General features: G+C 31.7%; 11 protein-coding genes. 6 read left to right on the top strand and 5 right to left on the bottom strand.

Annotated elements, in window-relative coordinates:
* Window positions 1–3 precede the first annotated feature (3 nt).
* The 3 genes from BFJ87_RS12355 to BFJ87_RS12365 all read left to right on the top strand — a co-directional run bounded on the left by BFJ87_RS12355 (window position 4) and on the right by BFJ87_RS12365 (window position 3,144).
* On the top strand, window positions 4–1,137 hold the full coding sequence (locus BFJ87_RS12355; RefSeq protein ID WP_077404974.1) for a hypothetical protein: 1,134 nt from the start codon (window positions 4–6) through the stop codon (window positions 1,135–1,137).
* Window positions 1,138–1,278: 141 nt separating this feature from the next.
* Window positions 1,279–2,658 (top strand): endonuclease, encoded by a 1,380-nt coding sequence (locus tag BFJ87_RS12360; RefSeq protein ID WP_077404978.1) that lies wholly within the window; start codon window positions 1,279–1,281, stop codon window positions 2,656–2,658.
* A gap of 48 nt (window positions 2,659–2,706) precedes the next feature.
* On the top strand, window positions 2,707–3,144 hold the full coding sequence (locus BFJ87_RS12365) for a hypothetical protein (protein WP_077404981.1): 438 nt from the start codon (window positions 2,707–2,709) through the stop codon (window positions 3,142–3,144).
* 76 nt (window positions 3,145–3,220) lie between these two features.
* Here the strand turns inward: BFJ87_RS12365 and BFJ87_RS12370 are convergent, their stop codons facing one another.
* Window positions 3,221–4,282, bottom strand: a complete 1,062-nt coding sequence (locus BFJ87_RS12370; RefSeq protein WP_077404984.1) for an endonuclease/exonuclease/phosphatase family protein — start codon at window positions 4,280–4,282, stop codon at window positions 3,221–3,223.
* A 65-nt stretch (window positions 4,283–4,347) separates the two neighbouring features.
* Here BFJ87_RS12370 and BFJ87_RS12375 point away from each other — a divergent pair, with 65 nt between their 5' ends.
* Window positions 4,348–7,080, top strand: a complete 2,733-nt coding sequence (locus tag BFJ87_RS12375) for a TonB-dependent receptor (protein WP_077404987.1) — start codon at window positions 4,348–4,350, stop codon at window positions 7,078–7,080.
* Between the two features lies 1 nt (window position 7,081).
* The gene (locus BFJ87_RS12380) at window positions 7,082–8,434 is read left to right on the top strand and encodes a DUF5689 domain-containing protein (protein WP_077404989.1); all 1,353 of its coding nucleotides are present in this window, start codon (window positions 7,082–7,084) and stop codon (window positions 8,432–8,434) included.
* Here the strand turns inward: BFJ87_RS12380 and BFJ87_RS12385 are convergent.
* The 3 genes from BFJ87_RS12385 to BFJ87_RS12395 form a co-directional block, all read right to left on the bottom strand.
* Window positions 8,431–8,835, bottom strand: coding sequence for a response regulator (locus BFJ87_RS12385; RefSeq protein ID WP_077404992.1), 405 nt, complete (start codon window positions 8,833–8,835; stop codon window positions 8,431–8,433). The genes BFJ87_RS12380 and BFJ87_RS12385 overlap by 4 nt on opposite strands.
* A 5-nt stretch (window positions 8,836–8,840) precedes the next feature.
* Window positions 8,841–11,039: a PAS domain-containing sensor histidine kinase gene (locus BFJ87_RS12390; RefSeq protein WP_077404995.1), complete on the bottom strand. Its 2,199-nt coding sequence runs from the start codon at window positions 11,037–11,039 to the stop codon at window positions 8,841–8,843.
* A gap of 194 nt (window positions 11,040–11,233) precedes the next feature.
* Window positions 11,234–11,839, bottom strand: coding sequence for a DinB family protein (locus BFJ87_RS12395; RefSeq protein ID WP_077404998.1), 606 nt, complete (start codon window positions 11,837–11,839; stop codon window positions 11,234–11,236).
* 142 nt (window positions 11,840–11,981) lie between these two features.
* Here BFJ87_RS12395 and BFJ87_RS12400 point away from each other — a divergent pair, with 142 nt between their 5' ends.
* Entirely contained in the window at window positions 11,982–12,758 is a 777-nt protein-coding gene (locus BFJ87_RS12400) for a nitrilase family protein (RefSeq protein ID WP_077405001.1), read from the top strand.
* Here BFJ87_RS12400 and BFJ87_RS12405 read toward each other — a convergent pair.
* Window positions 12,748–14,358 (bottom strand): Ig-like domain-containing domain, encoded by a 1,611-nt coding sequence (locus tag BFJ87_RS12405; RefSeq protein WP_077405005.1) that lies wholly within the window; start codon window positions 14,356–14,358, stop codon window positions 12,748–12,750. The genes BFJ87_RS12400 and BFJ87_RS12405 overlap by 11 nt on opposite strands.
* Window positions 14,359–14,383 lie beyond the last annotated feature (25 nt).

The following is a 14,383-nucleotide window of genomic DNA, read 5'->3' on the forward strand; positions in this document are numbered from 1 at the left end:
AAGATGAAAAAAATTATTTATTCACTAATCGCAATTGGGTTATTCTTAACCTCTTGCGACCCAATGGAAGACATTAACAAAGAGTTAAATGTTTTAAATGCTATTGACTCTGAGATAGGAAACATTGAGTATACATTTACTGAGGACGATTACAAAGATTTCTTTGAGTTTGACTTTGCTAACTTTAGTTCTGTAGACGATGCAAAAGCATTAATACCTAACTACTTAACAGAAACTTACCCATTTTTAGGTGTAACTTACGATAATGATATAGAAATTGAGCAGGTTTCTACAGCTTTAGTTACTTTTGATTGGTACAACAGAATACCAACTTATGAAGCAGAAATTAGAGTATTAACTGCAGAAGAACATAATGAAATTACAGGTCAAACATTTGGAAATTTTTCTGATGAAGATCATGTATTTGAGTTCTTAGCTGCTGAATACCCTGCTGCTGAAGAAGGTGATTTTGTTTCTTTACGTTATGAGTACTACGCTGGTAGTACTACTGAGCTTACAGATGGTTTCTTATTTGAAAACGGAGAGTGGACTAGATTTGTTGGTTTTACACCTGCAGAATATAACGCAATGGGAGAAAGCTACCCTAACTTTTCTAGCCATGATGAAGCAGCTTTAAAAATACCTGTTACTTTACCAGAACGTTTTAAATTTGACGCTAAAGAAGCTGGTGATATTGTAGTTGCAACTTATGAGCTTTACACTAAAGTAGGAGAAGATGCAGACGGTAACGACATTAGAGGAACTGTTACTTACACTAGCAATTTTATATTTGACGGTGCTAACTGGTCTAAATACAATAATGTTGCTACAGAAACTATTCAGTTTGCTCATGACGGTACTACTTGGGTACCAGACAACACAATTAAATATACGTTAACTGCTGCAGATTACGCTTCAGTAGGAAACGGACAGTATAACAATTTTGATGTAAGAGAAGGAAAAGCTGAAGCTACAGTTGAATCTAGATTAGCTAAAATAAATACAATTTTATTAGCTAACTTCCCTGATGCTGAGGAAGGTCAAAAATTCTCAGTAACATACAGTGTATATTCAGGTTCTAATGAAGTTTGGATTATGAATGTTATTTTAGAAGGTGGAGCATACGTTCTACAATAATAGGCTAACATTTTAAAAAATTAACCTCTGTCTATAACTAGACAGAGGTTTTTTTATTAATACAGTTTAATATCAAAAAAAACAAAAAGCTTAAATTAGCAGAATATTATTTTATAAGTATCAATTTACTATTAAGACGAGATGATGATGAAATTTATTTTAAATATTAAAAACTACGCATACACTATACTATTATCAGTTATTATGTTAGGATGCAGTAGCTCTGATGGAGGTACAGAACAACCAGACCCAGACCCAACTCCTGTAAACAAACCAATTGCTGTAGATGATGAAGTAACAGGTATAGAAAACGAAGATTTAATTATAAGTAACCTTTTAGAAAATGATTCTAGAATAGGAGCCAAAATAACTTCTTTTGACGCTACCAGCACTGGTGGCGCCACAATTATTGAAAATAGAGATGGCACATACACATATACTCCTAAAGCAGATTTTATAGGCGTTGATTCATTTACATACACAATATGTGATACTGAAGAAACTCCCAACTGTTCTACAGCTACAGTAACAGTTTCTATTGTAGATGAAGGAGACCCTCTAGCAGTAGATGATGCCTATGCAACAGTAGAAAATACAGCTACCACAATTACAACTGCTTTAGATAACGACACTATTATTGATGATGCTATATTAACTTCTGTAGACGGCAGTGGATCTAGTGGAACTGTAGAACTTAACAGTAACGGAGAAATTGTGTATATACCACAAAGCAACTTTACTGGTAACGATACTTTTACATATACCATTTGTGATAACGATAAGCCTAATGCTACTTGCTCAACAGCAACAATTACTATTACGATTGCCGAAAAACTAAGTTTTAATATACCCGCAGAATTACAAGAATATTATTCTAACGTTGCTTTTAGCAACAATGCAGAAGTTACCTTAAACGCTTTAAAAGAGCACACAACTAACAAACACACAACTATTTTATCTTACGGGCAAAGACACAATTATTTGTATAACGCAGACGAAGATGAAACTATAGCAGACAACGTAATTTTAATGTATTCGGGTGAAAGTAGAGACCACAGAGAATATCAGTCAGGTTCTAATAGTCATTCTCCACAAACATTTAATACAGAACATATTTTCCCACAGTCTAAATTAGGTTCTAATATCGCAGTTTCAGATTTACACCATTTACGTTCTTGTGATGCTATTGTAAATGAAGACAGAAGTAATTTTGCGTATACAGATGGCTCTGGGGATTACAAACTAGTAGGCACCAACAAATGGTATCCTGGTGACGATTGGAGAGGAGATGTTGCACGTATGGTACTTTACTTAAATATTAGATATAATGAAGATATTACACAAGTAGGCACATTAGATTTATTTTTAGAATGGAATGTAGCAGACCCAGTATCTGGTTTCGAAATTCAACGTAATAACGTAATTGAAGAGGCACAAGGAAACCGAAACCCATTTATAGACAATCCTTATTTAGCTACAATTATTTGGGGTGGTAACGAAGCAGAAAATAAATGGGAATAAGTCAAAAAAACCTTATTTTTTATTACTTTTATAGTTAAACAATTTACTATGTATACTACAATTTTAAACTTACATTCTTACTTTGCTTTTATAGTTTTAGCTATCTTAATTTTAGCTGTTATAAATGCTATTTCTGGGTTAACATCTAAAAGGGATTTTAACTTAGGTAAAGACTTTAGAGTGTCATTATTTGCACTAATATTATCGCATTTACAGCTACTAATTGGCCTAATTTTATTTTTTGTATCGCCTAACGGATTAGAAGCAATTACAAGCAACGGAATGGGCGGACTAAGTTCTGCAGCTCGTTTGCTAGCCGTAGAGCATCCATTTATAAACATAATTGCAATAGTACTTATTACAATTGGGTGGTCTAAACACAAAAAAGTAATGGAGAGCGCTAAAAAATTTAAATTAATAGCCATTTTTTATGGCTTAGGATTACTATGCCTTTTAAGTAGAATTCCTTGGGGACAATGGTTTTAAAATAAATACAAAAAACAAAATACTAAAAAACCAAGTGATACACTTCACTTGGTTTTTTTGCCTAAAAGCAGACAAATTAATTATCCTGTTTTCTAATTAAATAAATATAAACTGGAAAATGATCACTATAACCACCAGTATAACTACCACCAGAATAAGTTCTTTTAGGGTAACCTTTATACCTACCCTTATCGGTTATTAAAAAAGGTGCTGAATATATAAATGCCTTCCAAAAGGAGTATGTTTTACGCTCTTTATTTACAAGGTTACCTGTAAAATAAATTTGATCAAAAATATTCCATTTATCTCTATAAGCTAAGGAACCTTCACCTTTCCTGTACAACTCATCCATAGGATTAAACAATATACTATCTGAAACCTTTTTTAATCTACCTTCAGTTTGTAGCACCTTTTTAAAACTCTTGTTAATTGGGTCATCATTAAAGTCGCCCATACTAATAATTTTAGCATTTATATTTAAACGCCTAACAGAGTCTATAATCTTTTTATTAAGCTTAGCCGCCGCAATTCTATTAGGCCTACTACGGGCTTCACCTCCACTTCTAGATGGCCAATGGTTTACTATAAAGTAAACCTCCTCATCATCTAACAAACCACCAACAATTAATTGGTCTCTTGTATAGTCCCTATAATTATTATCCTTAAACAATAATAGCCTATGACTTTTAAATGATGTTGGTATAAAAGCATCCTTTTTATAAAGCAACGCTACATCAATACCTCTTTCATCAGGAGAGTTATAATGTATAACTCCATACCCCTTATTTATTAATGCTGGTTGCTGAATTAAATCTGTTAAAACCGTATCATTTTCCACCTCACAAACACCAATTATATCTGGAGATGAATTAGTAACACTACTACCAATTTTAGCCAATGTAGTAGACATATTTTTAAGTTTTGCCATATACCTACCGCTAGTCCACTTATCTTTTCCTAATGGCGTACGATCATCATCAAAAGTATTAGGATTATTAATTGTGTCAAATAAATTTTCCAAATTGTAAAAAGCAATAGTTCTAATTTGATAACGTTGGTTAGACTGAGCCATTAAATCCAACTCTGTACATAAAAAAATTATCAAGAAAAAACTTATATATTTACATTTGATATTCATTTTATTAGCAATTTTTCATATAAAAATAAGGAAATTTCCTTAAAAAACTCTATTTTCACAGAGTTATGCGATTGTTTGCCAATATTTTATCTTTATTATTTGCAGTAAATATAGTAGTTGCTCAAGGTAAATATACCATTAAAGCAACCGTAGAAGATCCACAAAAAAAATCATTACAATTAGCTGGTACTGTAGATATACAAGAGACAAACTCTACCACAAGTATTATAAATAATGCTTTCAAAATATCTGTTAACAAAGGCAACTACATCATAAAAATTACGGTTAAAGATTACAGCACAGTAAAGCTACCAATAACAATTACAAACCAAAATATAGATTTGGGTACTATTTATTTACAGAAAGATATTACCGTTGAGAAAGTAGATAACTTAATAACCTTAACAGATACAGCCCTATCTGAAGAAGAAACCAGTACAATTACTTCGGGCTTATTACAAGCAACCAGAGACGTGTTTTTATCAAGAGCAGCCTTTGATTTTGGACAGGCTTTTTTTAGAGTTAGAGGATACGATTCTAAATATAGCAAAGTATTAATAAATGGTATTGCTATGAATAATATTAGTGATGGAAGACCTCAATGGAATAACTGGGGAGGATTAAATGATGTCACAAGAAACCAAGAATTTACTTATGGACTACAACCTGCCAAGTATAGTTTTGGTGGTATTTTAGGAACAACAAATATTAACACACAACCGTCTAAAATGAGACCTGGAACAAGAGTTTCATTTTCTGCAGCAAACAGAACTTATACAGGACGCGCAATGACTACCCATACATCATCAACAAACAAAAAAGGGATAACCTACAGCATATCTGCCTCTAGAAGATGGGCAAAACAAGGATATTTAAATGGAACATTATATGATGCATATTCAGTATTTGGCGCCTTGGAATACAAGTTAAATTCAAAAAACACATTATTAGCAACAGCAATAGCTGCAACTAACCGTAGAGGCAGGTCTTCTGCAGTAACAGAAGAAGTCTTTTTATTAAAAGGAAGAAAATATAATCCGTATTGGGGCCTACAAAACAAAAAAATTAGAAATTCTAGAGAACGTAAAATTACGCAACCGATTTTAATGTTTAATCATATTTATACAACTAAAAACGCAACTATAAATACAGGGGTTAGTTACAAATTTGGCCCACATAAAAAAAGTAGGTTAGGCTACTACAATGCTCCAAACCCAGATGCTACATACTACCGTTATCTTCCTAGTTTTTATATAAATAGTCCAATTGGCGCTAATTTTGAAAGTGCAGAAACAGCAAGACAATCGTTTATTAAAAACTCTCAAATAAACTGGGGTAATATTTATAACGCAAATAACACTTATGAAGATGCTAAGGCATCTTATGTTTTATATAATGATGTTGTAGATGATAAAATTATAACTTTTAACTCTACGGCAAATATTACAATTAACAAACATTTCACTATAGATTCTGGTATATTATACAAAAACCTCAGCACTAAAAATTATGCTATTATTGATGATTTATTAGGAGCAGAATACCATTTGGATATTGACACATTCTCTAACACTAGCAATGATGTTAATGGAAATAACAACAAAACAAACAATCAAATTTTTAGCTATAACTACAACTTAACCGCAAATAATTTAAATGCATTTGCACAAATAAAAGCTACATATAAAAAGTGGTATGCATCTTTGGCTATAAACACAAATACAATTAGTTACCAAAGAAACGGTTTATTTAAAAATGAACGCTACCCAGAAACATCAATAGGACAAAGCAAAAAAGTAAATTTTAATGCACTAAATTTTAAAGGATCTTTTACCTATAAAATAAATGGGAGACATTGGGTTAATGGCAAATTTGCATTTATAAAAAAACCTCCAACAATACAAAATACCTTTATTAACCCAAGAGAAAACAATGCTGTTGTTAACAATATTAAAAACCAAACAATTAGAACAGGAGATGTAAATTACTTTATACGCTTGCCAAAACTTACTGGTCGTGTTTCTGCATTTTACTCTCTGTTTAATCACGAAACTGATGTTAATTTCTTTTTTGTAGAATCTGGAATTGGGTCTGACTTTGTACAGGAGGTAGTTACAGGAATAGACAAAAAACACAAGGGTATTGAAATTGGCTTGGAATATGAGTTATCTTCTTCCGTTAAAGTTACAGGAGTAGCAGCAATAGCAGACTACACCTACAATAACAACCCTAATGTTACTATAAATTTTGACACCACTAACAATGATGAAAATGCAATAAACTTAGAAGGATATAGCAACTTAGGAGAAAGCAACATTAAAAATTACAAGCTTGCTCAAGGACCACAAAAAGCAATTGCAATAGGCTTAGAGTATAGAGATCCTAAATACTGGTGGATTAGTGGCTCTGCTAACTTTTTAGGTAATAACTACGCTAATATATCTACCATTACCAGAACCCGTAGTTTTTACTTAAACCCAGACACAAATGAACCCTTTACAGACGCTACCCCAGAGAACGTAAACAAATTACTTGCTCAAAATAAAATGAAAGATTTTTACTTACTAAACATTGTTGGCGGAAAATCTTGGATTATAAATGGCAAATATGTTAGTGTATTTGCTAGTGTTAATAATGTGTTTGATACCGTTTTTAAAACTGGTGGTTATGAACAGAGTAGAAACGGAAACTACGGACAAATGAAACAAGACAATTTAAGCACCACCCCATCATTTGGCACTAAATACTGGTATGGCTATGGGCGTACATTCTTTTTAAACTTAGCAATTAGTTTTTAATATGATTTTAAAAAAATACCTAACAATAAGTATCTCATTTTTTTTAATAATAAGCTGTGTTAAGGACAAGGATTTTAACATTCCAGAAACCAAATGTGCAGAACTGGCATACAACTTAAGCTTAATTAACTTAAACACTATTACTGAGGGTGGTATTACACAAGTGCAAGAAGACATAATTATAGAAGGCTATATTGTATCATCAGATATTGAAAATAATTTTTTTGGAACAATACACATTCAAGACAAAGCTATAGACCCTACAACCGGCATTTCTTTCCTAGTAGATTTAAGAGATTATTATTTACAATACAAACTAGGACAAAAAGTAATTATAAAGTTAAAAGGACTCTACATTGCTAAAAAAAATAATACATATGTAATTGGCGGTGTTTTTACATCCTTTGGAAACCAAACTGTTGGCAGATTACCTAGCTTACAAGTGCAAGAACACATGTATACAACCTGCAGCAACCCACCCACCCAAGCAACAGAAAGCACTATAGAAAATTTAACAGCAAGCAAAATTAATACACTTGTAGTTTTAAACAATGTAGAGTTTATTGAAGAAGAATTGAATAACACATTTGCAAATAAAAATGAAGAAACAGAACGCACTATTAAAGATTGCGTTGGAAACCAAATAAAGCTAGTTAACAGTGGTTATGCAGATTTTGCAACTAATATACTACCTAATAAAAGCGGAAATATTACAGCTGTTTTAATTGAAGATAAAAACGAATTAAAACTAAAAATTAGATCATTAACTGATATAGATTTTACTCAAAACCGCTGTGCGCCTATTGTAACAGAATTTACCTCAACCTCTGTATTTTTCTCTGAACTAGCAGACCCTAACAATAATACCGGCGCAAGGTTTATAGAGCTATACAACTCTAGCAACGAAGCTTTAGACTTAAACAATTGGAAAATTAATAGGTACACCAACGCAAGTACAGATATTAGCTCTAGCTTAGACCTAACTGGCTATAGTATTAATGCAAAAAGTACGCTTGTAATTTCGCCAAATAAAGATGAGTTTGTTGCAACCTACGGTATTGAACCAGACATAAGCATAGGTAAAAATAGCGTAGCAGATTCTAATGGCGATGATAATTTAGTGCTAATAGACCCATTTGGCACTACTATAGATGTTTTTGGTGTTATTGGCGAAGATGGCACTAATACCAATCATGAGTTTGAAGACGGAAAAGCGCTAAGAAAAGAATCAATAAATACAGGCTCTAACAACTACCAATTTAACCAGTGGTTTATATTTAACGACACAGGTAATAATAACACTACAAATTTACCACAAAATGCACCTGAAGACTTTACGCCTGGAGAACACTAAACACTTAAGTCGTCTAGCATATTTTTTAAATCTTTAGGAGTTACAGGTTTTAGAATATAATCTGTAACAATATCATAGGTCTTTACCCTTTCTATATCTCTAGGATCAATAGAAGAACTCACAATATAAATTACAACATCTTTTCTAATATGCTCTGGTATTTTTATAAAATCGTCTAAAAACTCCCAACCATTCATAATTGGCATATTTAGATCCAGAAAAATTAATCTTGGTAATTTTTTCTCAACTATAGATTTTTGCGTCAGTTCCTCTATGGCATCTAAACCATTTTCAAAAACTTCAATTTCTTCAGAAAAACCAACTTCTTTCATTATACGCTTGGTACCATAAACAAAAATTGGATCGTCGTCTATTATACAAGCGCTAAAAACTTTATTCATACAAATTATTTAAAACAATTAAAATATAGTGTAAATGTTGTGCCAATGTCCACAGAACTTTCTACTTCAATTTTTCCGTTCATTGCTTCTATTTGACTTTTGGTTATAAAAAGACCAATACCTTTAGAATTTTTATGCTTGTGAAATGTTTTATACATTCCAAAAATTTTATGCTTATGCCTTTTCATGTCAATGCCTAAACCATTATCTGAAAAAGTAAGTACAATTTTACCTCTTTCACGTCTTGTTTTCACATCTATAACCAATCTTCGTTTGGGGGAACTATACTTAATACTATTTGTAAGCAAATTTAACAAAATACTTTCTAAATATGCAGGTACTGCACTAACCACAAACTCTTTAGGTATTTGTATATTTAAAATAACGTTATTTTCATTTAACAAAGCTATTATACTTTTTCTAACAGAATCAAAGGTTTCTAAAATTCTAACACCCTCTAACTTACCAAGTACATTTAACTTAACACTTACTACTTCATTTAAATGGGTAATAGTTTCGTCTAAACTATCTGAAGACTCATTTAACATATTAATTAGATTAGCCCTCTCTTCTGGGTCTGTCTCATTAATTAAAAAGCCCGTAAGCATAGATAGGTTTGTAGAATGCGATCTTAAGTTATGAGACACTATATGCGCAAAATTTGTTAAGCTTTCATTTTGGTCTGCAGTAATTTTTAATACCGCCTTAACTTTTTCTTCGGCCTCCTTACGAGATGTAATATCTACTACTTGAGAAATGAAATGAGATAAGGTACCGTCTATTTTTGTAACCTTAGTAACAGATAAAATTACGAAAACAGTGTGTCCTTTTTTGTGAAAATACCTTTTTTCTATTTGGTAATTATCAATTTTACCAGCTATTAACTCATCTAAAAAATTTAGATCTTTTAAATAGTCATCAGGGTGGGTTACATCTTGAAAAGTTAAACTCATTAACTCTTTTTTGGAATAACCTAAACTGTTACAAAGGCTTTTATTAATTTTTAACCATTTGCCATCTAAACCAATTAAAGCCATACCTACAGAAGAGTTGTTAAAAACCCCTGCAAATGATTCTTTTCTTTTATCTAACTTTAAAACAACTTGCTTATACTCTGTAATATCCCAGTTGGCACCTATCATTTTAACGGCTCCTGTGTTTTGGTCTTTGTGCAACTGTCCTATGGACTTTATATACTTAACCTTTCCGTTTTTTGTTCGGATTCTAAACTCGGTGTTAAATTCATCATCATTTTGTATCGCAAAATGCATTTCATTTATTACCCTTTCCTTGTCTTCTTCTACTAAAATTTTTTTCCAGGCATCATACAAACTTTTGTGAGTAAACTTTTCCGCTCCATACAGTGCTAAAGTCTCATAATCACAATTAAGCTCTTGCCTTGCCAAATCATAATCCCAAACCCCAATATTTGCTGTTTTAGTAGCAATATTTAGTCTTTTCTCAATTTCAGAACGCTCTAAATCAGCTCGCTTTTTTTCATCTATATCCTGAAACGTACCTGTTAACTTAACAGCTTTTCCATTAACATACTCTACTCTTCCAATAGCCCTAACCCACTTCTCTTCTCCAGTTACGGTAACAATAATTAACTCTTCATCCCACGGCGTGCCATTACTAATAGCTTCGCTTATTAAAGAAACTATTTTTTCTCTGTGATAACCTTCTTTATAAAAATTAATTCCATTTTCTAGAGAAGGCACATATGTGTCATCTAAACCATGAATTTGTTTTGTGATATTGGTCCAATACACTTCATTACTAATTAGGTTTACTTCCCAGCCCCCAACGTTTGCAACCCTCTGTGCTTTTAAACGGTATTCTTCTTCGTTCCGTTTAAAGGAAATATCCTCCCTAACTATAATTAAGCCTCCAACTTTATCTTTTTCGTTTTTCCAAGAATTAATTTTATAATTAAACCACTGTACTTTTCCGGCTTTATTTATAATTTTTTCCCCATCAAAACTAATATAACTGCCTAATAAGCAATACTCATGAATTTTTTTTACCTCATCTGTTGTATCAGGAAAAACATCATAATAAGATTTACCAATTATATCTTTTTCTGTTTTTCCTAATTTACTTAACCAAAGTTTGGAGCATTTTACAAAATGCATATTAACATCTAAAACACCTATCTCTATAGGTGCATCATCAATAAAAATATTTGTATGTGTTTTCTGCAAAACTTAACCTCTCTTTATTTTAAATATAGCACATTTCTAACCAAGTAAGAAATAACTTGCTTTAAAAACTATTTTTTAGTGCAAAAATGATAAAAAATATTGCAACTACAGTAAATATCAATCAATTAAAAGAAAAATAGGCTGTGTTTTTACAAAAAACACAGCCTATTTTAATAGAAAGCCAAAACTTGTCACTATTTTCTAGGGAAATTTTCATTATTCATTATTTCCTCAATCTGTAATGTATGTCTTTCAGAATGAGCAGAAATAAAAACCATTAATTGTACGGCGTCTATGGTACCAAAACGCATTTCGCCATAATGGTTTCTTAGGTTGTTCTCCGTTTTTTTTGCATATTTAATGTTTTGCTTTCTTTTAGCAACAAAAGCTTTTACGGTTTCTTTATGGCTTCCAAATTTTCCACTTGGCTGAAAAGCAGATGGTGATTGAGACTTGTTTTTTCTATTCATCATTATAGCAATCACCTCATCATCAGAAACTTTAACTTTTTCTCTTTTAGCTGCATCAGCTGGTATTTTAACCGCTTGTTCTACCATACCAAAAATAGAACTCTCTGATATTGTTATATGCTCTACGCACTCTGCTACGGACCAAGACTCTGGACTTACTTTAAAGTTTAACTGCTCATTACTTAACCCTTTTATAGTTTTTAACAACTTTTTGCTTGTCCTTGTCATTTCAGTAACAACTAACTCCTTATCTGCATTAGTTAAACCTTTTTTAGAGGGCATAAAACTACATAGTAGTATTGCCAACAATGCGTAAACTGCTTTCTTCATTTTTTTAATTATTTTGGTTGTATATCGTATGTCGTTTTTATCCTTATTTAATTACCCTATAGGCTAACAAGGAGCTACTTATTTTTATATTAAAAGTAGTACTTTTATACTAGTACACCATAAGTTTAAAATAGATATTACAATGAGCTCCAGTAACACTTTGCACATTACATTAGTACAAACACCTATTATTTGGGAAAATCCTGTGGAAAATAGAAATGTTTTATCTACCAAAATAAAAGCAATAACAACCAAAACAGACTTAGTTGTTTTACCAGAAATGTTTACCACGGGTTTTACAATGACTCCAAACAATGTACCTATAGAAGAAGGCAAAAAAACATTAAAGTGGATGCAAGCAATTGCTAAGGATAAAAATTGTGCTATTACAGGAAGCATAGCTTATTCTGAAAATAACATTTTATACAACCGTCTATTTTTTGTTTTTGAAGATGGAACCTACAATATCTACAATAAAAAACACACTTTTACTTTAGCTGGCGAAAACAAAGTATACCAAGCTGGTAATAATAAACTAATTGTAACTTATAAAGGGTTTAAAATTTGCCCCTTAATTTGTTACGATTTAAGGTTTCCTGTATGGGCACGTAATACCGAAGACTACGACATATTACTTTATGTTGCAAATTGGCCAAAACAACGCATAACAGCCTGGGATACACTCCTAAAAGCAAGAGCCATAGAGAATATGAGTTATTGCATTGGCGTTAACCGTGTTGGTAAAGATAATACTGATTATGAGTACACAGGACATTCTGCAATTTATGATACACTTGGTAACAAAATTTGTTTTTCTGTATCAGAAGAAATTTTACAAACTACCCTTAGCAAGCAGCATATTATTGATACTAGAAATAAATTAAAGTTTTTAGAAGACAGAGATACATTTACCTTGTAATGCTAAACTCCAATGTTTCCTCCCAGTTGGCTCTTAGGTTTAGCGCAGGAGAATAACTTACTCTCTCCGGAAAAGTTTTTTCTAAATAATTACCAGTATCCCACTTTTGGTTACCGTTAGTATCTTCTATAACTCTAATTTGGTACTCACCAGGTTTTACATTTTTGTAGACCAACGATTTTGGTTCTATAGCAAATTGCTCTCTTACAACTTTACCAGAGCCATCTATTAACTGTACAATTACAGGATACGTAACTTGCCCTGCTAAGCTTACTGTTAACACACTATTCTCTGTAGGGTCTACATAAGACACTCTATATTCTATAGTATCATTTACTGCATTAAAAAAATCTGTAACCGCATTTGGCAATAAAGTAATGCTATACTGGTTTTCTAAAGGCACAACCATATCAAAATTTATCCTATTTTTTATAGTATCTAAGTTTATTGGCGCAATAACCGGTAAAGTATCTTTATCTACTATTTTTATTTTTGACGTGTCTATAGTCTTTATTGGTGTATTAGCAGAAATCCAAAATTGATTTTCTACACTAATTTTTTTATTAGAAACAGCTGTAAATTTTAATGAATCTGCAGGAAGTTTTCTTGTTTTAACAATAAACGTATCTAATGTTTTGTTTCTGTTACTAACTACATTAAAAATTAAAGAGTCGGCCTCAAAAGGAGTAATCCAATAATTTAGTGTGTCTTTATCTAACTCTTTAGTAACCTTAGTTTTTACACTATCTGGCAGATAACTTTTTTGTATAATTTTTACATCACTACCATTACCGTTATAACCAAAAAGTATTTTATTTTTTGATGCATAACTTGGCACAGACATAGAAAAATCTGTTACTTCTTTAAACAAATTTAGCACATAAATAGAATCTGTTGGTATATTAATATAGTGGTCTAAAAAACCAATTTTATCAATTCCCTGATCAAATTTATTATTATTACCCTCATCTTTTAAAGCAAATAAAGCATACTTACCCTCTTTTAGGTTTTTTAATGAAAAGATATTGGTGCTATCTAACGTATTTGTAATGTAGTAAGGAGGCTCTTTGTAAATGGTAGAATCTGTATACGTACTATCCACTTTATACAACATTACACTAACATACTCATCTACTTTTTGTTTAAAAGCATCATTAACAACACCAGATATACTTAAAGAATCTATGTAGTCTCCCGTAGAAAAAACATAACTTAAAAAACTACTTGGATTTCCCTCATTGTTATCTTCTATACTTTGTCCAAAATTAAATGTGTAGGTAGTATTAGGCTTTAGTGTATCTTTAAGGGTAATTTCTATAAACTTACTGGCAGAACCTTGCGGTGTAATATCTGGTTGGTATTTTAAAGGCGGTGAAACAATTAGTTGCTTTTGTATATCTTTTAATTTTATATACTCATTAAATTCCAACTTAATGGTTTTAAACTTAAAATTAGTGCTCTTATTGGCTGGTGTAGCCTTAATAAGCTCTGCCGGTGTAATATCTTTAGGTCCGCCAGACGGTGTACCTCTTCTTGCGCACTGCACCAATGCAAACACAACCAACACTATAAAAAGAAAGCTAAAAATACGTCTTGCCATAACCAAATTATTAACGCAAAGTAAC

This window comes from Cellulophaga omnivescoria (assembly GCF_001999725.1).
Lineage (GTDB): Bacteria > Bacteroidota > Bacteroidia > Flavobacteriales > Flavobacteriaceae > Cellulophaga > Cellulophaga omnivescoria.